The 22,621-nt window shown below is 52.6% G+C and carries 25 protein-coding genes; 10 read left to right on the top strand and 15 right to left on the bottom strand.

The genetic code is table 11. The features are described 5' to 3' along the window. Positions 1-290: 290 nt before the first annotated feature. From FHS18_RS15575 to FHS18_RS15545, 7 genes are all read right to left on the bottom strand, one after another. Complete coding sequence (locus FHS18_RS15575; RefSeq protein WP_183600986.1) at positions 291-1,550, bottom strand: hypothetical protein; 1,260 nt, start codon at positions 1,548-1,550, stop codon at positions 291-293. A gap of 9 nt (positions 1,551-1,559) precedes the next feature. After that, positions 1,560-2,426: a hypothetical protein gene (locus FHS18_RS15570; RefSeq protein ID WP_183600985.1), complete on the bottom strand. Its 867-nt coding sequence runs from the start codon at positions 2,424-2,426 to the stop codon at positions 1,560-1,562. Then, positions 2,423-3,112 carry an ATP-binding cassette domain-containing protein gene (locus FHS18_RS15565; RefSeq protein ID WP_183601170.1) on the bottom strand — a complete coding sequence of 230 codons (690 nt, stop codon included), beginning with the start codon at positions 3,110-3,112 and terminating at the stop codon, positions 2,423-2,425. Before FHS18_RS15565 ends, FHS18_RS15570 begins: the two co-directional genes overlap by 4 nt. A 16-nt stretch (positions 3,113-3,128) precedes the next feature. Beyond that, positions 3,129-3,527, bottom strand: coding sequence for a GntR family transcriptional regulator (locus FHS18_RS15560; RefSeq protein WP_183600984.1), 399 nt, complete (start codon positions 3,525-3,527; stop codon positions 3,129-3,131). 213 nt (positions 3,528-3,740) lie between these two features. Continuing rightward, entirely contained in the window at positions 3,741-4,619 is an 879-nt protein-coding gene (locus FHS18_RS15555) for a DUF4261 domain-containing protein (protein ID WP_183600983.1), read from the bottom strand. A 24-nt stretch (positions 4,620-4,643) separates the two neighbouring features. After that, positions 4,644-5,528 carry a cyclic di-GMP-binding domain-containing protein, MshE-related gene (locus tag FHS18_RS15550; RefSeq protein ID WP_183600982.1) on the bottom strand — a complete coding sequence of 295 codons (885 nt, stop codon included), beginning with the start codon at positions 5,526-5,528 and terminating at the stop codon, positions 4,644-4,646. Then, positions 5,528-5,908 carry a response regulator gene (locus FHS18_RS15545; RefSeq protein WP_183600981.1) on the bottom strand — a complete coding sequence of 127 codons (381 nt, stop codon included), beginning with the start codon at positions 5,906-5,908 and terminating at the stop codon, positions 5,528-5,530. The genes FHS18_RS15550 and FHS18_RS15545 overlap by 1 nt, the downstream gene beginning before the upstream one ends. A 175-nt stretch (positions 5,909-6,083) precedes the next feature. Here FHS18_RS15545 and asnA point away from each other — a divergent pair, with 175 nt between their 5' ends. Next, on the top strand, positions 6,084-7,097 hold the full coding sequence (gene asnA / locus FHS18_RS15540; protein WP_183600980.1) for an aspartate--ammonia ligase: 1,014 nt from the start codon (positions 6,084-6,086) through the stop codon (positions 7,095-7,097). Between the two features lie 62 nt (positions 7,098-7,159). Here asnA and FHS18_RS15535 read toward each other — a convergent pair whose 3' ends face one another. Further along, on the bottom strand, positions 7,160-8,014 hold the full coding sequence (locus FHS18_RS15535) for a manganese catalase family protein (protein WP_183600979.1): 855 nt from the start codon (positions 8,012-8,014) through the stop codon (positions 7,160-7,162). Between the two features lie 201 nt (positions 8,015-8,215). On the opposite strand from FHS18_RS15535, the gene FHS18_RS15530 reads away from it, so the two are divergent. Both FHS18_RS15530 and FHS18_RS15525 read left to right on the top strand, forming a co-directional pair. Continuing rightward, positions 8,216-9,502, top strand: coding sequence for an MFS transporter (locus FHS18_RS15530; RefSeq protein WP_343060547.1), 1,287 nt, complete (start codon positions 8,216-8,218; stop codon positions 9,500-9,502). Between the two features lie 68 nt (positions 9,503-9,570). Continuing rightward, positions 9,571-10,992 (top strand): amino acid permease, encoded by a 1,422-nt coding sequence (locus FHS18_RS15525; RefSeq protein WP_183600978.1) that lies wholly within the window; start codon positions 9,571-9,573, stop codon positions 10,990-10,992. On the opposite strand, the gene FHS18_RS15520 is transcribed toward FHS18_RS15525, so the two are convergent. Both FHS18_RS15520 and FHS18_RS15515 read right to left on the bottom strand, forming a co-directional pair. Next, on the bottom strand, positions 10,933-11,568 hold the full coding sequence (locus tag FHS18_RS15520; protein ID WP_183600977.1) for a LysE family transporter: 636 nt from the start codon (positions 11,566-11,568) through the stop codon (positions 10,933-10,935). The two genes, FHS18_RS15525 and FHS18_RS15520, sit on opposite strands and share 60 nt — an antisense overlap. A gap of 142 nt (positions 11,569-11,710) precedes the next feature. Beyond that, positions 11,711-12,808: an aminotransferase class I/II-fold pyridoxal phosphate-dependent enzyme gene (locus FHS18_RS15515; protein WP_183600976.1), complete on the bottom strand. Its 1,098-nt coding sequence runs from the start codon at positions 12,806-12,808 to the stop codon at positions 11,711-11,713. Between the two features lie 87 nt (positions 12,809-12,895). Here FHS18_RS15515 and FHS18_RS15510 point away from each other — a divergent pair, with 87 nt between their 5' ends. Then, a complete protein-coding gene (locus FHS18_RS15510) occupies positions 12,896-13,405 on the top strand; it encodes a DUF3231 family protein (protein WP_183600975.1) in 510 nt (169 codons plus the stop codon). 50 nt (positions 13,406-13,455) lie between these two features. Here the strand turns inward: FHS18_RS15510 and FHS18_RS15505 are convergent, their stop codons facing one another. From FHS18_RS15505 to FHS18_RS15495, 3 genes are all read right to left on the bottom strand, one after another. Beyond that, positions 13,456-13,974 (bottom strand): DUF3231 family protein, encoded by a 519-nt coding sequence (locus FHS18_RS15505; protein WP_183600974.1) that lies wholly within the window; start codon positions 13,972-13,974, stop codon positions 13,456-13,458. Positions 13,975-14,111: 137 nt separating this feature from the next. After that, entirely contained in the window at positions 14,112-14,753 is a 642-nt protein-coding gene (locus FHS18_RS15500; RefSeq protein WP_183600973.1) for a LysE family transporter, read from the bottom strand. 112 nt (positions 14,754-14,865) lie between these two features. Beyond that, positions 14,866-15,636 carry an AraC family transcriptional regulator gene (locus FHS18_RS15495; RefSeq protein ID WP_246427677.1) on the bottom strand — a complete coding sequence of 257 codons (771 nt, stop codon included), beginning with the start codon at positions 15,634-15,636 and terminating at the stop codon, positions 14,866-14,868. 178 nt (positions 15,637-15,814) lie between these two features. Between FHS18_RS15495 and FHS18_RS15490 the strand changes: the two genes are divergently transcribed. Both FHS18_RS15490 and FHS18_RS15485 read left to right on the top strand, forming a co-directional pair. After that, positions 15,815-16,618, top strand: a complete 804-nt coding sequence (locus FHS18_RS15490) for a phytanoyl-CoA dioxygenase family protein (RefSeq protein WP_183600972.1) — start codon at positions 15,815-15,817, stop codon at positions 16,616-16,618. Next, positions 16,596-17,471, top strand: a complete 876-nt coding sequence (locus FHS18_RS15485; protein WP_246427676.1) for a sugar phosphate isomerase/epimerase family protein — start codon at positions 16,596-16,598, stop codon at positions 17,469-17,471. Before FHS18_RS15490 ends, FHS18_RS15485 begins: the two co-directional genes overlap by 23 nt. 78 nt (positions 17,472-17,549) lie before the next feature. On the opposite strand, the gene FHS18_RS15480 is transcribed toward FHS18_RS15485, so the two are convergent. After that, positions 17,550-17,792, bottom strand: coding sequence for a diguanylate cyclase domain-containing protein (locus FHS18_RS15480; RefSeq protein WP_343060555.1), 243 nt, complete (start codon positions 17,790-17,792; stop codon positions 17,550-17,552). A 19-nt stretch (positions 17,793-17,811) separates the two neighbouring features. Next, positions 17,812-18,399: a biliverdin-producing heme oxygenase gene (locus FHS18_RS15475; RefSeq protein WP_183600971.1), complete on the bottom strand. Its 588-nt coding sequence runs from the start codon at positions 18,397-18,399 to the stop codon at positions 17,812-17,814. 225 nt (positions 18,400-18,624) lie between these two features. On the opposite strand from FHS18_RS15475, the gene FHS18_RS15470 reads away from it, so the two are divergent. Genes FHS18_RS15470 through FHS18_RS15455 form a run of 4 tightly spaced genes read left to right on the top strand, consistent with a single transcriptional unit; the run spans position 18,625 to position 22,566 of the window. Then, the gene (locus FHS18_RS15470; protein ID WP_183600970.1) at positions 18,625-18,873 is read left to right on the top strand and encodes a hypothetical protein; all 249 of its coding nucleotides are present in this window, start codon (positions 18,625-18,627) and stop codon (positions 18,871-18,873) included. Continuing rightward, positions 18,861-19,961 (top strand): GerAB/ArcD/ProY family transporter, encoded by a 1,101-nt coding sequence (locus FHS18_RS15465; protein WP_343060546.1) that lies wholly within the window; start codon positions 18,861-18,863, stop codon positions 19,959-19,961. The genes FHS18_RS15470 and FHS18_RS15465 overlap by 13 nt, the downstream gene beginning before the upstream one ends. Further along, positions 19,961-21,364, top strand: a complete 1,404-nt coding sequence (locus FHS18_RS15460; protein WP_183600968.1) for a spore germination protein — start codon at positions 19,961-19,963, stop codon at positions 21,362-21,364. The genes FHS18_RS15465 and FHS18_RS15460 overlap by 1 nt, the downstream gene beginning before the upstream one ends. After that, the gene (locus tag FHS18_RS15455; protein WP_343060545.1) at positions 21,265-22,566 is read left to right on the top strand and encodes a Ger(x)C family spore germination protein; all 1,302 of its coding nucleotides are present in this window, start codon (positions 21,265-21,267) and stop codon (positions 22,564-22,566) included. Before FHS18_RS15460 ends, FHS18_RS15455 begins: the two co-directional genes overlap by 100 nt. The last annotated feature ends 55 nt before the right edge of the window (positions 22,567-22,621 follow it).

Genomic DNA, 22,621 nt, shown 5'->3' with positions numbered 1-22,621 from the left:
TTGTGGACACGCTTACACATTTTTAGGCTTAGTGGAGACTCATGCTTTAGTCGATTTAGCTGACAACGTGAATGACAGATGTTTCGTTCTGTAATTAAGACTGTTCATATACGGGAATTCTGCTTTTTCATTTTGGATCCATCTTTGTTTTATGTTTGTTTTGTTTTTGTTTCTGTTTTTACAAAGATTATAAAACAAAAAGCCACCAAACCCGAATAAGGAGAATTCCGGACTTGGTGGCTTTATGGCTTTGCGGTTGATATGAAGCGATTGATGCGGTGACTGACATTTTACTTCAGCGTATACACGAGTTTATCCGCACGGAACTTGCGACTGCTAAACATCTCTGCTAAATCCTCATCGCCTTTTGTCTTCAACTTACCCCGGTACAGCACTTTGCCGCTTGGTAAATCTGCGATGACAAGCTGCAGTTCCAGCTTCGTCTCCGATCCAGCGAGGAAAGCAAGATTATTGCCATATGCCGAGATTAGGGAAACCTGATCGCCGCCATGCATCTGATTGGATAACGTATAGCCAGGTTTCATTGCTGCCGTCTCCACGTCACATGAGGTGACGATCAGTTTATCGCCATTTTGCTGTAATTGATAAACGCTTCGTCCGTCAAAGGCATATGTCGCATCCGGCTGGTTTTTCCAAATCGTCGACAGCTTCTCCGGAAGCGGCTCCGCAGTTCCGGTTCGCATATCGTAACGTAATAAGTTTGCTTTGTGGAACGGCTGTATCGAAATAGAACTATTCTGAAGGTTTTCTTCGTATTTCGATTCCGTGACTTGCAAAAGAACAAACGGATTCGGCCCCCTAACGCCGTGATCCGATATCTTTTGTGCACTGATCTGCACCCTGTCCTGACTTGCGGGCAGAAGCTTAACGACACTGCTCTGCATGGCTTTGCCTGATTCCAGATCAATGCTTATTGTCCATAGTTCCGGAATATTCTCCTGAATCACATCGCTAGTTGTACCGTTAACTGCAATGCTTATCCGTCCGTCCAATAGCTGTACTTCAAGCACGGTAATCCAAAAATAGGCTGAGGCGTCCGAAAGCTCATGCCGATAATCTCGCGTTCGATTCGTATTTCGGTCCAACACTTCAACAACCAGTTCGTATCGATACTTCATCTCCTTCTTATCGAATATTTTGTTCAACTGCGTATAAGCAAGCGCATTATCATCAGCGTATACATTCGAAGCATTCTGTTTGCCTCTCATGAATCCGGACTCCGATTCCAACAACTTTCTAGCATCAGGGTCCAGATATCTCTGATACTGCGACTCATCCAGCGTTGTGTACAATGCACTTCTCTTCGCCACATATTCAGTGCCACTCAAACCGATCATTACCCTGTCATCACTGCGACCGGGCTTGCTGTATTCAGCGTCTAGTTCCCAACCTTCCGCCGCAGACTCGTCCCCTTCTACCTTCTCGAAATAAAAATCCGGCCATGGTACCCTGTTCGCTTGCAAGTAATAGGCGCTAACGCTGAATGCGATGAAGATTATTAATAAGACCGATCCTATGTATCGTTTCATTGCGCCCTCCTATACCGTAATTTTGTGCTTCATCAGATAGAGGCTGAGCCACACGGACAGAGCGCCGACGACAGCTACTAACCCGCTCTGAAGCGTAATCAGTTCCCATGGATATAAAGCCATCCAATACACATCGATAATCGCCGGCAGGAACAGTAACAATCCGATAATGGCCGGCAGGAACAGTAACAATCCGATAATGGCCAAATAGACTAGCATTCCGGCTATGCCTCTAACGATCTTGTAACTCCGTTCCAGCAATACGCATGCATATAGCACCGCGACTCCTGCCATTCCGAACCCATAGTACAGCAAGAAATCCTTCCAGTTGAACGGCAGCACCAGCGTCAGTAATTCAATTTCGGAAGCCAGCTCCACCGCCGTGACCGACTCTCGCAGTTCGTACGGCACAGACGCCGCAAAGGCAGCGGACAAGAGCGGCAGGATCGCCATTTGGAAGGCGACTAGACTGAAGACAAGTAACAGAACAGTCGTCAGTTTGGCAAAATACAGATCGCTTCGGGCAGAAGGCAGCATGAGCAGCCGATAGATGAACATGTTTTTGCCCAGCCAATCCCGATACCACAGAAACAGCGTATAGAGTAACAGAACAACGATGCCGAGTACGATTGGCGCAGTGAACAGCATATTGTCCATCATCACGTCGTTAAAGCTAATTCGTCCGATTTTCTGCACGAATGTCGCAACGCTCATTTGCTGCTCCTCCAGATAATTGCGCTTCACGAATGCAACCCTATTCCGAGTTAAGTACACCACTATTGCGAGCTGCATCACAAGCGTCAGCCCCATCAGCGCGGCAAGCGGCTTCCATGCCCGGCCAAGCTCCATATGGACTAGCTTCAAGTAACGGTTCATGCCTGGTACACCTCCCTCATCACGTCCAGTACCGACTTGCCCTCGCGCTGCCGGATGTCTTCGCAGTAGAATTCTTTGGCAATCACGCCTTGATCTAACATAACCACCTTGTCGATCAAATGCTCGACATCCTGAATCTCGTGCGTCGTGAACAGGACGCCGCGATCCTCGATCAGTTCGCTCGCGAAGACGCTGGCAATATGCTCCCTGCTGAATAGATCGATGCCCGAGAACGGCTCATCCATCAGCACGTAATCCGCGTTAAGGCCAAGACCGAGCACGAGATTGAGCTTCGCCGCGGTACCTTTGGACAGCGAACCTACGCGTGATGCCGGGTCTAGCTTGAAGAAGGCGAGCAGCTCTTCGCCCCGCGCGGCTTCCCAGCTCCGGTAGAAATCCTGCATGAACGTCATACACGCTCGCACCGTCATGCCCGGCGGCATCGTCAGCGTATCCGGGATGAATGCCACCTTCTCATACATCCCATGGTGGAACGCTGCGCCATCGACTTCGACTCGCCCGCCCGACAGCGGGGTCAATCCCATGATTGCCCTGAGCAGCGTGGATTTGCCGGAGCCGTTCGTACCGACCAGACACGTAATCTCGCCCCGACGTGCTTCCATGCTGATATCCCGAAGCACCTGTTTGCGGCCAAAACGCTTGCGTACGTGTTCCACTCGAATCATCGCCTCGTCCATATCGTTATTCACCTTCCTTAGGGGCTTCGTATGCAGCCCTTACGATCTCGACAAGCTCGTCTGTAGGCAGTTGTATGGGGCGAATGGTGGCAACGAATGCCTCTACCGCTTCACGGACAAGCTCAGCCCGGATTGCCCCCAACAGCTGGGCATCATGCGTGACCCGACTCGGGGAATTGCCTTCGGTTATGATCAAACGCTGCTCCTCCATTTCCTTGTACGCTTTCTGCGCCGTGTTCGGGTTAATTTGCAGCAGAGCAGCCAGCTCCCTACGTGAAGGGATCGTCTGGCCAGCCTCTAGTCTGCCGGTTGCGATCAGTTCCTTAAAGTGACGCACGACCTGCAGATAGACCGGGTCTCGGTTGTTGAATGCGGCGATAGGGGGAAATATTCCCGCTTGCATAGCTACCATCTCCAGATTGTGGTGTGTGTACTATGTGGTTCATACACCTGTAGTGTACTATAGGTTTAATACACCTATATGTCAACCATATTGTGGAAAAATTGGGACGCAAGAAGCATAACCGCGTTGTCGCCTAAACATAAAAAGGACTTGCGCTCAATTCGCAAGTCCCTTGGCACCAACCTATTTGATTCCTAGTGCCGTTATCCCACTTTAGCCTTCCCGGATCGCGTATTGCCCTGGAACAATATCAATCACGTTCCGCTTCGGCTCCATTAAAGCGATATCGCGGCTGCATGTCCAACGTTCGCCGCCAAGCCCTTCCAGCGTGCCGCCGTCTGGAATGACATCCCCGTTCGCGTAGAGTTCGTCCCCATATGCATAGAGTCGTTTGGCCATCTCGGTTACTTCAGCTCCCTTATATTGCACTTGCAAATCGGGTAGCCCGATCGAAGCGAGGCCGAGCGTATCCATAACGATCTCCGACTCTGCCCCTTCCATTCGGAATAACCGCACATTCAGGATACCGAGCAGAATATCGTAGTCGGCAGCTCCGGGGTTGTTCGACAAATAGTCTTCGCGAGCAATGAACTGTTCGCTCAGCCGAAAGTGAACCGCTTTGCAGTCGCATGCCTCCACGATCGCATGGAGCGCCTTCTGGAACAGCTTCATCCGCAGTTTGTAATCCATGCCTGCAGCCATCAGGTCGGTAACGAGCATGCAGGTTTTGCAACCATCGACGGTGCTATGCGCCTCCTGCCAACGCCACGATTGGGACAAGGATGCTTCGAATCCCCGCTCCTCGTGCACCTGGTCGTACGGCAGCATGATCGCAATTTGTGCCGGAAGCTCTCCTTCGGCGAAGCTGACCTTGTAGTCCCGGAAGAAGAAAAGCTGCAGATGATCCTTATTGACCATGTCTACGTCGCCGCATTCCGTTCTAAGACGTTCTAAGATCCGTTCGGACGGGATCGTAGGATGTTGCTCGAATAGCAGCTCCACGCCGAAGTTCCGGGCAAACATGTGCTTCAGTTCATCTTCCTGTTCGCCAGCCGCATCCATGATGTCCGGATACATGTCCACATTAGCCATTCGTTCGAGTCTCCTTCCGCCGCATTATCCTCTTGGCGCTACGATCAGCTCGAATGAGCCCTCCGACATGTATACGGTGATCAGATAGGAAGTAGCTAGCGCAGGCAGCGCCGCCCGATGTTCGATCTGCTGGGGTTTCAACCCAAGTTCGATGCCCTGATTCGACATGCTCACGAGAAACAAGCCATTGTGCAAGTTCAAGAATTCACCCACGGAAGCCTCTGCCAACTCGCCAGGAGCTTGGATCTCCTCTTGCGCGTAGGCAGACGCGGTTCGCAGGAACGCGCCTTCGTTCATCGACAGCGCCGTGAACAACGTAACCGTACCTTCGATATTTTGCGAGACGAGCCACTCGGACTGATACCCCTGGGGTACCGCATTCACCTCCAGATAGAGCATCGGATCGATGAAACGGATCATGTTCTTCGCGAACAGGGACAAATATTCGCGGAACCATGGTTGATCGATCGAGGCGTCCAGCTTCAGCACGGCGGCGATGAGCTCTTCGATGTTGCCGTTCTTGATCGCCTCGAACTGATCGTCTGAGAGCAGATGATCCGCTTTATATTGCTCTAGCGCCGCCGTGAATTGATCCAGCGTTATCGCGCCTTGATCGATAAGCGCTTGCCCCAGAACGAGATGGCCTTCTTTCTGCATGCCGAGCAGCTGCTCCAACTGCTCTTCGGTCATATAGCCCCGTTCGACCGCGATCTCGCCGAAGCGCTTGTCCATTCGGGCTTGCAGCTGATGGACCTCTTCCGCCCTGGCCGCGCTCATATAGCCTGCATTGACGGAGAGAACGCCAAGCTTCACGCGGGTGTTCTCAAGCTGCTCCATCGCCTCTTGCAGCTGAATGAGCGACACGATGTTACGATTGAGCAGATAATGGCCGAAATATTGCGTGAACATTAGGCTCCTCCTCCCGCGCTAGCCTTCTCCATCACGCGCGCAATCGCGTCTTGCGACAGCGGTTTCTGGATAAAATCGTAGGCGCCTGCCTTAATCGCTTCTTTCAGATTGGATTGCGTCCCGACGGAGGAAGCCATAACGACCTTCGTCTCCGGCAATGCGGCAATAATTTCGCGCAACGCTTCGATCCCCGTCTTCACGGGCATGACGATATCCATAAATACGATTTGCGGATGCCGCTCCAGACTAATGGCAACGGCTTGCTCGCCGTCATGAGCTTCATGAATGTCCGCGTAACCCAGTTCTTCCAACGCCCCGCGAAGCTTCTTGCGGATTAAGACCGAATCGTCGCAGATCAGTATGGTGAGTTCCTTCTTCATCGTGTCAGCCCTTTCGTTAACCCCGGTATATGTCATAGTTTGCGTCTTTTTCCTCCATTTCATGAATGGCTGAAAGTCGCCACTTAGGAACACATGAACCCTGAGCTTAATAAGATACTGGGGTAACGAGGCTAAAGCCTAATATTCCGATGGTTATTGGAGGACGAAATTTAACATGTCGACGAATGTGATAATCCCTGCGAGCTACGAAACGAAGTTAAGCCCGATCCAGACTGAGCGCGCGATCCAGGCTGTGAAGACGACGTTCGAGCAAGCACTTGCCGGTGCTCTTCAATTAGAGAAGGTGTCTGCCCCTATCCTGCTGAAGAACGGCAACGGGATCAACGATAATTTGAATGGCATCGAACGTATCGTTGCCTTCGATTCGCCTGCTATCGACGATGCTGAACTTGAGATCGTGCAATCGCTGGCCAAGTGGAAAAGAATGGCGCTCGCCCGTTACGGTTTCCCGGTAGGGCAAGGATTATTTACCGATATGAGAGCCATACGCAGAGATGAAATTCTCGATAACCTGCATTCCCTTTATGTAGACCAATGGGACTGGGAGAAGGTCATCACTTACGATCAACGGACGCTGAATACCTTGAAAACGGAAGTATTGAAGATTTACGCCGCGATCCGCCAAACGGAAGCGCAGCTGAATGCGAGCTATCCGGAACTTACTCCTGTCCTCCCGGAACGGATTCAATTCATTACGACGCAAGAGCTCGAGCATCTCTATCCGGAGTTGTCGCCCAAAGAACGCGAAGATGCCATTGCCAAGCAATATGGCGCCGTCTTCGTCATGCAGATTGGCGGATTGCTCCGATCGGGCGAGAAGCACGACGGCCGTTCGCCCGATTACGACGATTGGAAGTTGAACGGGGATATCATCCTTTGGTACCCGGTCTTGAATCGTGCGTTCGAAGTTTCGTCGATGGGCATCCGCGTCGATAAAAAAAGCCTGCTGTCGCAGCTTAAGGAAGCCGGCGAGGAAGAACGCCAGTCGCTCGAATTCCACCAGGCCATTCTGAACGGGTTGGTTCCGTATTCGATCGGCGGAGGGATCGGTCAATCCCGCCTTTGCATGTTCCTGCTTCAGAAGGCCCATATTGGCGAAGTTCAAGCTTCCGTCTGGAATGAACGTATCGTGAGTGCCTGCCAAGAGGCGAATATTCGGCTTCTCTAAATGATGCCATAAAAACAAGCAGGCCCGCGAGGGACCTGCTTGTTTTGTTCCAGCTTCGCCAATTATCGGAACATATCCGAGATGCCGGGACTATGCTCGTTCGGCAGTTCCGGATTATAAGGAATCGGATAGCCTGCGGGAGGCGGAATAACCTGCAGCTCGCCGCCGTTGCGGCTCGGCGATTGGCCGCTGTAAATCTCGGCAATGCGCGTCTCGTCCAGCCGGAAATTGAATTGCGCATTATGGAAGCCCATATCGACGTATTTGCGGCATTCCGGATATTTGTTGATGTCGTAATTCGGAACCGGGAACAATTTGCCCCACTCGACGCCGAGTTTCTCCAGCGCCTTGGCGAACGCATTTTGATGCGCGTTATCGCGCACGATAAGGAACGCGAGCGTTTCGCGGAACGCTTTGTTGGAGCTCATCTCGTATATGCGCGATTTCTGAAGCACGCCCGTGGATTCTAGCACCAAGTTGTCCAACAGATCCGCGATCAAGTTACCGTGCGCATAGACATAGCTGCCTTGCCATGGCAAACCGGCCGCATCCACCGGCAGCGAGCTTTGAGCGCCTACGATAAAGTGGTGCGGATTCGCATGGCGGACGGATTCATCCAGCGGCGCGTCATCCATGCCGCTTGCGCCGGGCAGTTCCTCGCCGGTACCGGTAAGCAGCTGATTGATCGTATTCTGGACGAGCTCCACGTGGCTGATTTCTTCAAGGAACACGCCACGGATCAAGTCGCGGAATTCTTCCGCTTTGCCACGGAAATTGCTGCTCTGGAAAAAAAACTGCATCATGGTCCGCATCTCGCCGAAGCGGCCTCCAAGCGCCTCTTGAAGCACCTTGGCCGCAGCCGGGTCTGGCTTGTCCGGCACGATCATGTTAATCAGATCCGCTTTGTAAAAGTACATGTGACTCCTCCTATGTAAATGCATTTAGCGTGACGGTATATTTTGTCTGTGCAATCACCGACTTATCCAATCGAGATAAAAAACTGCCACTGCGCTGACGCACATAATGTGACCCCTCAATCGCCATTCTAGATACAGCGCCAGTTCAGTCTGTACAACAGAACTTCAGCGACGCATGTTATGCACAAGAGGAGGATCGACGTGACCTTGCGAAAAATCGCGGCTATTGCGGCGCTGGCTTCGGTACCATTAATGATGACGCTAGGTAATTCCATGCTCATCCCTATCCTGCCCGAGCTAGCCAAGCAGCTTGGCGTTAAGTCATTCCAGATCAGTCTTATCATCACGGTCTATTCCGTCATTGCGATCATTCTGATCCCGATCGCCGGTTACTTGTCCGATCGCTTCGGACGCAAGAAGGTCATCATTCCTTCTTTGATCATTGCGGCGATTGGCGGTGGGATCTCTGCTTTCTTTGCCTCTTCCGGCGACGGATCCTATATGATGGTTATCGTTGGACGGTTCGTTCAGGGCATTGGGGCCGCGGGTTGCTTCCCGATTATTTTCCCGTTAACCGGCGACTTGTTCCAGGACGAGAAAGAAGCCAGCAGCGTGCTCGGCTTGGTGGAAACATCGAATACATTCGGCAAAGTGCTCAGCCCGATACTTGGGTCGGCCATTGCCCTATGGGCGTGGTACATGCCTTTCTATGCGATCCCGGTCTTGAGCATTGTATCCTGCTTACTGATTTTGTTCTTCATACACGTACCTAAGACAGAGAATCAGACGGAAGAACCTGTCAAATTCGCCGCGTTCTGGAGCGGAATTAAAAAGATCTTCAAACAAGAAGGCAAATGGCTGTCAGCCGTATTCGTTTCCGGCGGCGCGGGCATGTTCGCCATCTTTACCACCTTATTTTATTTGTCCGAGCAATTGGAGACGCAATATCACTACAAAGGCATCATTAAAGGTTTGTTGCTGGCAATCCCGCTTACCGCCTTATGTCTTGCTTCCTATCTGTCGGGCAAATTCATCGGGGAGAAAAAGAACGTCATGAAATGGCTATCGGTCACCGGCATGGTGATGTTGGCCGTTTCTTCTTTGGCGTGCGCGATGTTCTCGCCGGATAGCTTGGTCATGTGGTTCGTCTGGATCGGTATCGGGTCCATCGGCATTGGCGTTGTTCTACCGTGTATGGACGCGCTGATTACGGAAGGCATCGAGAAGGAAGAGCGGGGTACGGTTACGTCGCTATATAGCAGCATGCGGTTTATCGGAGTAGCGGCAGGACCTCCGGCTGCAGCGCTATTGATGGATAGCGGCAGCGGTCCGGTGTTCTGGACGGTTGCGGCCGTCTCCGTCGTGACTTTGATTTCGATCCTATGGCTTATTCGCCCCAAAGCGTCGGATGAAGGCAAAGGGAATCCGAACCGCAGCGAATTCAAACCGCAAAAATCCGGCGCCCGAACGAGTAAAGCGACGAGCTAACGGATATGACAAAGGCCACGAGCAGCCCGTGGCCTTTGCTTTTACCTATTGCCCAAGGAGGAATCAGCATGGCGCAAGCAGCAGAGAAGAATAAGCAACAGGACAAGCAGATGAAATGGTGGCAGCTATCCCTTCTCGGCGTTGCCTTTACGATCGGTACCGGTTATTTTCTCGGATCGGGACTTGCTATCCAGATCGGCGGTCCGGCCGTACTTATCGCTTTCTTGGTAGCGGCAATCGGCACCTACTTCGTCTTCGAGGTTCTGGCCAAAATGACGGCCAGCGAACCGCTTGAAGGCTCCTTCCGCTCGTATGCGAAGAAAGCATTCGGACGCTGGGCCGGTTTCAGCAGCGGTTGGGTATACTGGGCGTCTGAGCTGCTTATTATGGGGAGTCAGCTGTCCGCGCTTTCTTTGTTCACGCGTTTGTGGTTCCCTAAAATTCCGATGTGGACGCTCGCCTCGGTATATGCCGCATTGGGGCTCATTATCGTCCTGCTGGGCAACAAGGGATTCCAACGATTCGAGAATATCTTCGCTGTTATTAAAGTGTCAGCGATTGTCGCTTTTATCGGCATAGCAGGCGCGGTACTAATGGGCTGGATTAACTTCGACCAGAACCCGCAGCCACTGCCGAATACATGGGGAGAACTGATCCCGACTGGCATGATGGGCTTGTGGTCCTGTTTGTTATTCGCTTTCTATGCATTCGGCGGTATCGAGATAATGGGAATTATGGCTACGCAGCTCGATCAACCGAAGAAAGCGCCGATGGCGGGCAAAATCATGCTTTCCGTGCTGACGCTCATTTATTTGGCGTCATTGAGTCTTGCCATGCTGCTCCAGCCCTGGAAACAGCTCAACGGCGAGAAAAGCCCGTATCTCGTGACATTAACCGAGCTGCATATTCCGTACATTCCCAATATTTTCAATGGAGTCCTGATCATCGCCGGCTTCTCCACCATGACGGCTTCCTTGTTCGCCATTACGACGATGCTCGTCACGTTGTCCAAGGACGGTGACGCCCCGCGCTTCCTCAGTAAGGAGAAGATGAAGCGTCCGTTATGGGCGATAGGACTGACCGCGGCAGGCTTGGTCGCTTCCATCGTATTTTCGCTGCTCATGCCGGGCAAAATTTATGAATACGTCACGACGGCCGCAGGATTGATGCTGTTGTACAACTGGATGTTCATTCTCGTTACCGCCGGCAAACTGCTCGATCTGACGGCATTCGGGAAGACCAAACAATTTGCCGGCATCGGCATTCTGTTGCTTGCCATTAGCGGTTCGTTATTTCATCACACCAGCCGGCCCGGTTTCTTCATCAGCCTCGGTTTCATCGTTGTAATCGCTGCCGTTACGCTCATTATGAAACATATTTGGAGCAAATCCGGCAATGACGGAGGCAACCAAATTCACCGAGCCTCCTTCTCATCGGGCAAGCAGGAGACGAAAAGCCTCAATGGCAAAGTACGCGCCAAAACCGACTAAAGAAATGCCGGAGATGAGCGCAATGATCTTCATGAAAGTGTCGGATAGAATTTTCCGGAAGAACCCGGCAAGACCGGACATCGTGATATCCCAGCATAAGACGCCGCAAATAATAGCCATGCTATAGACAAGCAGTTGATCTCCGCTGCTCTTGGCCGCTGCTTCTGCCAGAACCGACCCATAGATTCCGATCCAGAACAGGATCGTCAGCGGATTGGCAAGCGACATGAAGAAGCCGGTCGTCCATGCTTTCAGCAGCGGCGTCTCATTCATGTCGCCATTGGCCTGTATATGCAGATTGCGTATGCCGATCAGACTTTCAACGCCGGTATAGATAAGCACGAAGGCGCCGAACAGCCAGAGGAAGCTCTTCACGAATGGAACACTCATGAAATGGACGAATCCCATAAACACAAGCAGCATATAGATTAAATCCGCCGCTAACGCCCCCAGTGCCAAGAACCAGGCCGGCATAAACCCCCGTTTGATCCCGGTGTTCAATACAGCCGCGTTAATCGGGCCGATCGGTGCGGATAAGGTGATACCGAGTAGAAAAAAGCTGAGCAGCATACTCATGCGACAATCCTCCCATTATGATCACTACCTATATCAGATACTTGTACTACTCTATTCAGCGAGTCGGGCATGTACCACTCGATAGATCAAAAAACCGACCAAGATATCCGGTCGGTTTGCTGTCTTTCCTCGAAGGGTTATATTAAGCATGCCGCATAATGTCTTGGAGAAAGTTACGCGTCTCCGCAAGACCTTCGCGAAGCACCTCCGGCTTGCCTGCGCAGCCAATCCGCACATATCCCTCCATATGAAAGCAAGAGCCGGGGGTGAGCAATACGCCGGTTTGATCGAGCAGCCGTTTGCAAAAATCTTCAGTCGGTATCGGAAGCTCAAGCCGCAGAAGCGCCGCAGTTCCCGCTTCCGGCGGAATATAGGACACATGCGGAGAATCTGCTGTCCATGCGGACAAGTAAGGCACATTCTTGCGCAGCAGCTCTCTGCCTCGCTCCAGTAGCAAAGGCAGATGGTTCAACGCTTGCTCAGCCAATGTTTCATGCAGAACGCCGCAACTGATCGTCATGTAATCATGTGCCTTTTTGCATGCGGCGATGACCTCGGGCGGCGCCGCAATCCAGCCGATTCGAAGACCGGCAAGAGACAATCCTTTGGACAAACTGGACGTAGCGATTCCTCTCTCATACGCATCATAGATGGAGGGCACTGTCAACTTATCCTCCGTCCAGATGTGCAGGCACACCTCGTCGCATAGAATATATGCCCCGACGCCCCTTGCAATCTGCGCGATCTGTTCGAGCAGCCCCTGCTTAAGCAAGGTTCCTGTCGGATTGTTCGGATTGTTCAACGCGATCAGCTTCGTATCGGGTCGTATAAGCCTTCTAAGCTCATCCAGATCGGGAATGAATTGGTCCTCCGGACGTAACGGAATCAGATCGACTTTAGCACCTAACGCAGTCGGGTATTCATCGCCCGGGTTCAACATGGCCATCAGGATCAGGTGGTTCGCGCTTACCGCTCCATTCATCATGAGGATCTGGTCCGCGTTCCCTCTCCCGTACTGCTGAGCGGCCGCTTGCCTGAGCGTATAGGAGCCTAGGCTGTCCCCATAGGATAATGTCGTATGAAGCAGCTCTTCCAGCAGCGCATTCCGCTTGTTCTCTCCTCCAAGCCGCAGCAGCTCGTTTAATGTCATGCAATCGACGCACGTGTCAGCGAGATTATAGCGTGCTTGCTTGGAGAACTTGTCCATCCAGGCTTCGACAGCAAATAACGGCAGGTCCATGCATGTGCCTCGCTTTCCTTGATGGTTTCATTTGAGATTTAGTGGCAATACTGAGTGCTGACTTTATGTAGCGAAGGAGTGTAAGGAATGGGAGTATTGGATGGATATCCAAAGGATGAACCGATGCATTACGGGGAAATTTTTAACGTATGGGCATTCTCGGCCAAAAAGAAAGGCATTCGCTCCGTTTATCAGGCTTACATGTATCATGCCGGCGATCATGAATTGCAGCGATTAGTCGATAATTTGCATCGTCAAGCGGAAACGGAAGTGAAGGAATGTGACACAATCCTTCTTCATAATGGGTTCGTACCCTCTCCGGACTTGCCGGAGCGTCCTCCCGCTCAATGGGATGAGATACCCGTTGGCGCTAGATTCACCGATCATGAGATTGCAGCCCTGGTAGCCCAGGATATATCGACCGGACTTGTCCTATGCAGCCAAATCATCGGGATGTCGATACGCGTGGATATCGCCGCGCTCTTCTCCAAGTATTACGCGCTTCATCTCGCTTCAGCTTCGGCGATGCTCACCTTGATGAAAGAAAAAGGCTGGCTCCCGCTCCCGCCGCTGCAGCTTCAGCGTCCGGAGCATTAAGCCGTGAAAAGAGGAAGACAGCCCTTGAACAGGCTGTCTGTATCCGTGCGTTATACGTGAGCAAGCTCTGGGCGATGGATCTGAAGGGGAGGCGGCACCAGCCATCCCTTTTCCTTCGTAATTTGCAGCAGTTTAACCCCAGTAGCTGTTTTCGTTGCATGATACTTGGCGAACAGAGCGCCGATATCTTCGCGAATGGAGATACCCATCGACGTGCTGCAGGCTACAAGGCTAGCCGCCAGCGCTGCGGAAGTCATGGCCGCAATCTCAGGGTCCGTGAAGCGCGCGCCGACCGGAATCTCCTCCAGCTTCGCTTCCGGACGCTCAGGCAGGCTCGGCGATGGGGCAATGTTATTCGCGAGCAAAATTTGGTCAAGCTCCTTGACCTCGAGCTTCGCTTGCTGAATCACGTCGTCAAGCACATCGCGCAAATCTTTGTCGCCGGTATGAAATTTTAACGCTTGCGTAGAAGAGATGCTGCCTTTGGCAGACATAGATGCCTGCCATATGCTGTATACTTCGCCAAAATGTAAAGGCTCGTCCTTCGGATTGCCGCTTAATACGCCCATTCCCGATTTCCTCCTCTGGTCTGAATCCATATTCACTTGCAGTGAACGAGTAATAATATCTCCTGCAGGCATATGGCGCATTCCGCAAGGCTCTGCACAGATTTTCCCAAGCACATGAGGAATGGAAATGGGCTAGATCAAATCCCTTCGATCATAGCGGTAATACCCTGGTAACCGAAATAAACTCCGAATCCGATCAACGACAAACCCGAGAACACGGAGATCCCCGTTAAGCTTCGTTTGTTCAAGAAGCGCCGCATCCCTGTCGTTAAGGTCGCGAAGAAGATGTCCCATAGGGCTAGTCCCAAGAAAATCATACTGCTGTACAGCAATAAATGCGTCGTACCGTATGAAGTGGCCGTCTTCGCGAGGATCGATCCGTAGATGCCTAGCCAGAACAAGATCGACAACGGACTCGAGATCGATAACAGGAATCCCGACAGGAAGCTGCGCCACAATGCTTCCTTGCGGCGGGTTCGGTATTCCACGTCCACTTTGTTCGCAGAGGTAATGCTCTCGATTCCCGAATAGATCAAGATGATAGCGCCGAACAGCCATAAGTAGATTTGGATAATCGGGATGTTCAGGAATTTGGCTATTCCCAAGTAAATGAGCACCATGAAGATACCGTCCGCGATCATCGAGCCCGTCCCCACGATCCAGGCATGCCAGAATCCGTTCTTGATCCCCTTGTCCAACCGGGCCGAGTTAACGGGACCGATCGGGGCCGCCAACGTTAGCCCGAGGAAGATATAGCTGACTAGCAGTTGAACACTCAAATTGGATCACTCCCGCATCATAAGCATAGACTTGTACACTTTATGAGCGAAGGACGTATTTTAGTATCTTTGACCTGCTTATGTTGAGCGATCCACTGTCCTTGATAGCTGCTTATTGCTCCCTCTTAATTGCGGTCGGGCTTACGCCATATTGCCTGCGGAACAGAGCCGCGAAATGATTATAGCTATGGAAGCCCACATCATAAGCCGCTTCCGTCGCCGTTCTGCCCGCATGCTTCATTAGCAGCACGGCCTGCTCGACCCGCATGTTGTTCAGCGTATCGATAATCGATCTGCCAGTCTCGGCCTTGAACAGATGGGACAGCCGCGAGGCGGACAGACCGACTCTTGCGGCAAGCTCTTCGATCTGGACCGGTTCCTTCATCTGCGCGGACAACAGGCGGATCGTGTGGCTGACGCGCGGATCGAGCCGGTCCGCCAGCTGCTCGGCCATGAGCAGCAGCAAGCCGCTTAGCTGATTGTTGCACAGCTCTTGCCATAACGCGCCTTGTGTCCGAAAGTCAAGCAATAACGTCTTAAAGCCGCGAAGCACCCTTCGTTGCAACGAACCGACAGGCAGCCGGCAGATCAGCACATCTTCGGCAGGCAGCAGACTCGTCTCCGGCAGCCGACGAAAGTGCGACCACATAAAGTGCCAACTCTGCCCTTTGGCGGTGCCGTATGTATGAGGCACGTCCTTGCGTAGCAGCACGAGTTCTCCTGCCCGCAGCCGCTTCTCCACTCCCGGCGTCTGGCAGTATCCCTCCCCTTCTAGCGTGTAGAACAGCAGCCAATCCTCCATCCCGCCCAGTCGATTGACCTTATACGTTTCCGTCTCGCGAAAATGCCCGGCCACGACTCCGTTATTATGTGCATGCGACAAATCGCTTCCTCCCCCACAGTTAACCTATTGCCCTAACCATAGCCCTTTGCGCCTATATTGTCTATACCGACAGCAGAATCCAACCAGTATTGAGCAAATATGTGACTTCTTCTTATCACGTTCAACCCTTACACTTAAAGTAATTCGCAGGTTAATCCATCGATAAGGGGCGATTGAATTGGTACAGTCACGCAAACGATTAACGGATGAGCAAATGAAGCAATTCGAAACCGAAGGATATTTGATCGTACGAAGCGTGTGGACGCCTTCGGAGATCGCCGAGATCAAAGCGGAATTCGAAACGATCAGCAAGAGCGTCATCCCCGGCTTCTTCGAACCGGATCTGGCCGAGGATGTAACCGACCCGCTGCGGCGATACCCACGCGTCATGCATCCGCACCGCTTCAATGCATTGAGCAAGAGATATATGCTGCATCCCGAAGTCATCGCCATTATGGAGGACCTCTATGGCGAGGAAGTTTTGGCCGCACAGAGCATGTTCTATTACAAACCGCCAGGTGCCCGCGGCCAAGCGCTTCATCAGGATAATTTTTATTTGAAAGTGGAGCCGGGGAACTGCATCGCGGCTTGGGCGGCCATTGACGAATGCGACGAGGACAACGGCTGCATGCTGCTTGTGCCGAAGACGAACGTATATGATATCGTCTGCCCGGAGGTGTCGGATTCGAAGGAGTCCTTCACGACGCATTATGTGAAGCCGCCTAAAGAAGAGAAGCCGATAGCGGCGATCATGGCGCCGGGCGACATCCTCTTCTTCAATGGCAATCTCATTCACGGCTCCTATCGGAACAAGACGAAGGACCGTTTCCGCCGCTCCTTCATTTCTCACTACGCCAATGTAAGCGCGACCAAGATTTCGCATTGGTATAATCCATTGTATCGTGCAGACGGTTTTGAATTGACCTTGGAGAGCAATCCGGAGGGAGGTCCATGCGGCATTGAGACACCAGCCTATCACTAACGACGAGCAGCGTCTGCAGGTCCATATGTCCTGGTGGGGCATGACGGGCATCGCGGCGGATGGGAGACCGCTCGACGAAGAAGAGAAGTTTCAATGGATCGCCGGCGCCGGATTCGATGGCATCGATGCCTTCATCCCCGAGCCGGGCGAATCCGAACAGCGATGGCGTCATCTGTTGGAAAAGTATCGGCTGGCGCTCAGCGTGAATGTCTATCCGACTTCCGCTCAGACGATGAGACGCGAGATGGAACGCGCCGCAGCGTACGGCGGAATCAGCGCGGTCAATGTGCAGGTACTTACCCCGTTCCTGACCGGCAATCCAGCTGTTCAACTGCTATCCGAGCTTGCTTCGATGGCGGAGGAATATCGCATTCCCGTCAATATCGAGACGCATCGCGGCACCATTACGCAGGACCTTATCCGGACGGCATCCTATGCCGAGCAAATTTCTCATTTGCGCTTAACAGCCGACCTCTCGCACTATGTGCTGGCAGGCGAGATGCTGAATGTGTCTGAGGAAGCCCAATCCTATATCAATCCGTTGTTAGGCCGGACGGACTGCATCCACGCCCGCCTCTCTAACGGAGAACAAATTCAAGTCGATATTGGTCCGAACGGTTCGCATCCCATGCTGCAGCAATACGGCAGTTGGTGGAAGGAAGCGATGCGCAAGTGGCGGCTCACCCACCAAGAAGGCGGCAGCTTCCTCTTCATCCCTGAGCTCGGCCCTCCGCCCTATGCGATCACGACCGATGAGCCGACGGGACGGAAGACCGAAATTTCCGACCGTCCGCATCAAGCGTTATTCCTGAAAGATTACGCCCGCCAATTATGGCAACAAAGCGAATTGTGACATAAAAAATATCCGCACAACGAACAGGGATCCCGCGCTACCAGGGATCCCTGTTTTTTAGTTGGACATTTCATTCATTTAGATGGACACGACCCTATTCCTGCCGGATCGTTTTGCTTTCCGCAGCGCTTTCTCGGCAGCATGGATGAGATCCGCAGACCCATACGTCAGATTCGGCAGCAGGGTTGCCGTACCGAGACTAACCGTGACGTAATCGCTGTCGCCGGCGCCGCTCAGCGGAATTTGCATCGCTTGGATGCCCGATCGCAGCAGTTCGGCATGCGCGTTGGCCTGTTCGAACGTATAGCCTTTTCCTTGTATCTGGATGTCTTCCTCGTCATTATTCGGAGGCGTTCACCCACTGATCCAGGAGAATAAAAGTTTCCTTCGCCGCCTCGATCGTCTGGCTCGCGGCTTCATCAGAACCAGCCGTTTGTTCGACCAACGCTCTGAACTCGCCCCAACGTACGCGTACTTCTTCCCCGTAGCTGTTAAAGTAACGTCCGTTCAACTCTGTCTCAATCGGAAGGAATTTCTTCAGTTGCTTCGTGATAACCTGACCGCCCAATGTCGAGCCTTCGATCACATACAGATAACCAAGCGCTCGAGGGAAAGTTGATACGTCCGGCAATGCCCTGCTCCTTGGCAGCTGCGCGATCTGCTGCTCCGACAGTCCCAATTGACGCAAATCCTGCTCGATCAGAGGCGCTTTCCTGCGCAGGTCGAAATCAAAGCCGTTCGTTTCCCATCCCGGGAGCTGCGCAATGGCTTCTTCCACTGGCGCGATGAATCCGTAAAACTTCTGCAAATAAGTGATGTAGCCTTCTAGCGTCATCGTTTTGTCCATCATGCTCGCGGCATACGGATTCTTCTCGATCTGAATATGATACGGCGCGGTTTGTTCCTTCAAGTCTTGAAGCACATTCATAGGTTCCCTAGCTCCTTCCTAATAGGCAGACGGATGGATGCGAGGCCGCATAGCATCCCTCTTATGTTTAATCTATTACTCTATCATACCGCTTGCTGGCATTGTATGACAAATGCCTCACGTCTCGCAGCTGCTCCATCATTCGACATCGCCGACAGATCGATGCATATTTCTGTAACGGGATGCGCATTTTACCAAATAACCCTTTTCGAAAGGAGCATGCGCATGACAGCATTAGGGACCTTCGTACTCGCACTGACCGGAATACTGCTCATGGCCATGCTAGACACCTTGGTATATCAGGAATCATTGTTCCGTGCGCTTATGGGGTTGCTCCCCGATTCTACCCGCGGTCCGTTGGCCATGATCATTGCCGCTCTTCTCATCGCCCTGTGGGCTGATCTGAAGCAAACCGGCTGGATGAAGAAGGCGATGGCTCGACTGTCAGGATGGAAGAATGCGTGGAAGCCTTGAATGCGTCCAAACTCAGCCCCATTCATATCTATACAATTCAGCTCGTCTTCTTGCTCGGAACCTCGATTATATTCGGCACGCCCAAGTCGGTCCCCGATACTTGGCTGATCGACCTGATCTCGCTCCTGCCAGCGGCACTGCTATGCTGTCTCTATGCGGGGCTGGTCGATGCGAGCCATGAGCAAGGACTATACCCCCTGCTGGAAAAAGCTTGGGGGCGATACGCCGGCAAGCTGCTGACGCTGTGCTATGCTCTCTATTTTCTCTATATCGCGTCGCGCAATATCCGGGACATGACCGAGCTTGTCATGACGACGCTGCTTCGCTTTACGCCTAACGGCCTGCCGGTCGTCATGTTCGCCTTGCTGGTCGCTTATGCAGCCGCAGGCGGCTTGCCGGCTATCGGAAGGTTGTCCGTCATGATCGCGGCTCTCGTCATCCTGTTCTTCTTGACCTTGGCCTGGATGTTGTACTTCAGCCAATCCATCGATTTCGAACGGCTGCTGCCTTTCTTGTCCCAAGGGTTCGGCAAGGTCCTTCAAGCGTCGGCGAGCCAATCGATCTGGGTGCCCTATGGGGAGTTGATCGTGTTTCTTGTTTTCGTCCCCCATCTAGGGGCGAAGCGGGAATATCGCCGGATCAGCCTGATTTCGCTCGTTAGCGCCTGCGCAATCTTGACCATGTCGGACATCTTGCAGACGACGACGCTCGGGATGGAGAATATCAAGTTTTCCGTATTCGCTTTACTGGACGCCGCGCGTATGATCGATATATTTCATTTTATTACCCGCATGGATGCCCTTGTGGCGCTCATCATTATCTTCGGCGTCCTGCTCAAATGCGCGATCTTCCTCTATGCTGCGGTCAAAGGGGCATCCCGCGTGTTCCCAACCCAAGCCAAACACCTTCACTTGTCGTTTGCCCTGTTAGCCGGCGCCTTCTCCATGATGGTCTCGCACAACGGCGCCGAACATGTGGCCGAGGGACTTAAGTACGTGATCTACGGGCTCCATATTCCGCTGCAGTTTCTTCTTCCGCTCGGAACCCTGTTGCTTATCTGGATTCGTTATCCGAAAGGAGAACGTTAATGGAAAAGTCGAACGCATCGCATAGTGCCGCAAGCAAGATCGCCCGCATGAAAGAATCGTTGGAGCTGCAGTTCGGCCATTCGGATGACCTTGCTCTCTACCCCCTTCGGGTTGCCGGCCAAGAGGGACTCCTGTGCTTTCTCACCACGATGACCCGGTCGACCTCGATGATGGATAACGTCGTGAAGCCGTTGGTCATTCAGGACCTCTCCGGCATATCGCGGGAAGAGGATGATCTGATGACGCACATTCGCAAGCATGTGCTAGCCGGGTTAACGACACAACTGACGGATCGTTCTGAAGGCTTAGCCCAGAAGCTAGGCCTCGGCTTTGCGGCAATCGTGCTAGAAGGCGAGCCTAACCTCCTGCTTATCGATGTCAAAGACCTGGAAGTTCGCGCGGTATCGGAACCAACGACCCAGAACGTTGTCCGGGGGCCGAAGGAAGGGTTCACCGAATCCGCGACGACGAATATGAGTCTCATCCGCAGACGCATCATCAACGACAAACTTCGCTTCGAGAAATATGAGCTTGGCGAACAGACCCGAACGGAAGTCTATCTGACTTACGTTGAAGGCGAAGCTGATGAACGAATGCTAGATGCGGTAAGGCAGCGCTTGAACGCATGCAGTCTGGTCAGCTTGTTCGATTCCGGCAGTCTCGAGTCATTGTTAAGCCCTGAAGGCATTCAGCTCTTCCCGACGGTCTATAATAGCGAGCGCCCGGATGCGATCTGTTCGCTTCTGCTGGACCAACGGATTGGGGTTATCGTCAGCGGCAGCCCTTTCGTTCTGATCACGCCTGCGCTGCTGCACGATTTCTTCCAAAGTCCCGAAGATCGCTATCAATGGTTTGTGCTCAGCCACTTCGTGCGTACCATTCGATACATCGCGTTTTTCTTTTCCATATGCATGCCGGCATTGTATGTGGCCATTACCAGCTATCATCAAGAGTTGATACCAACGATGCTGCTCACCAGCATTGCCGCTCAACGGGAAGGGATCCCTTTCCCTGCCGTGATCGAGATTTTCCTGATGGAGCTGTCGTTCGAATTGCTCCGTGAAGCGAGTACGCGCATGCCGCGGATCGTCGGTCCATCCATTGCGATCGCCGGGGCGCTGGTGCTCGGAGAAGCGGCCGTTCAGGCCGGAATCGTCTCCAATATCAATGTTATCGTCGTCTCATTGGCTGCCATCTCGAGTTATGTGGCGCCGATCTATTCGTTTGCCTCGAACATTCGTTTATCGCGATATGCGCTCATCGTATTCGGTGCCTGTCTAGGATTATATGGGGTTATTGCGGGATGTGCCTTCCTCATGATTCATCTCTCCCGCATCGAAACGTACGGCATCCCTTATGTGTTCTCACGTTACCAACGAGCGAGGAACAAGACGACATGTTGAGATTCATTCCTTTAATACAACTCTTACGGACGCTCCTCCTCGCGGGAATGTGCGTTCCTCTTGCAGGATGCTGGGATATGATCGAAGTCAGCCGCTCCACCCTCATTACCGGGTTAGCCATCGATAAAGACGGCAAGAAGAACGATATCGTGACGTTCGAGGTGTTGAATACCTCGGAAGCGCAGCCGCACAACCAGAGCGGCGGAGCGCCCACTACGTTATACACGAGCGAAGGTGATAGCGTGGCGGATCTGGAGCGATTAAACGAGAAGCTTGAGCGGCAGATCGTCACCTCCCACAATCAGATCATCTTGATCGATGAGGATATTGCCAGGGAAGGCTTGAGCCAATACATCGATATTCTGCAACGCTCCAGATATGTACGCGAAGACGTCACTTTGCTAATCACGCATGATGTTCCGGCCTCCCGCCTGCTGAAGGTCGTCTACCCGGGGAATATGTATGCGAGCTTGAAGATCCGCTCCCAAGTCGAGAACTACCATGAGAGGTGGGGCGGCGTTCCGATCAGCCAATTGTTCAATTACACGCAAGCGACGTTGACGGAAGGCAATTCGCTGATTCTAGGCGCAATTACCGCGACAGGCGATCCGCAAGTAAGCCAGAATATGGATAGCGTCAAATCGCTTGTCCCCAAGTCCACGATCCTAATCACCGGGTCCGCGGTCTTCCGGGAAGACAAATTGATCGGCTTTATCGGGGCGAACGACACTCGTTACGTGAACATGATCCGCAATCAGCTAAGCAATACCTCCTTCGCCGTGCCTATTGCGGACGGGAAGAGCGCGGCCATCCGGTACAAGCATTGGGACACCGAACTGAGCGTCGTCATGAACGGCGATGTCCCGCATGTTAAGATCCACCTCTCTGGAGAAGGACAAATCGCCAGCATCCTCGGCGATGTGCCGCTTGATGAAGTAACCGGGTTTCAGCAGGTAGAGCAGGCGGCCGATCGATATCTCGCCGATCAGGTTCAAGCGACGGTCAACAAGATCCAGACCAAGTTCGGCGTCGATGTATTCGGTTTCGGCCAGCATCTGTACCGGCATCACTACCGCCAATACTTGCCGTTCAAGAAAGACTGGAACTCGGCCTTCGTTCGAGCCAAGGTCGACGTAACGGCATCGGTTCGGATTACGAACTCGGATCTGAAGACGTCGCGATTGAAGAAGGAGCCCTCCTGAACATTCATGCCGCAGGTAGTCTGTGGTTCGGCCACTCCAGCGTATGTTATAATGA

This window comes from Paenibacillus phyllosphaerae (assembly GCF_014192105.1).
GTDB lineage: Bacteria > Bacillota > Bacilli > Paenibacillales > Paenibacillaceae > Paenibacillus_Z > Paenibacillus_Z phyllosphaerae.
This window is presented reverse-complemented; position numbering and strand designations above follow the sequence as displayed.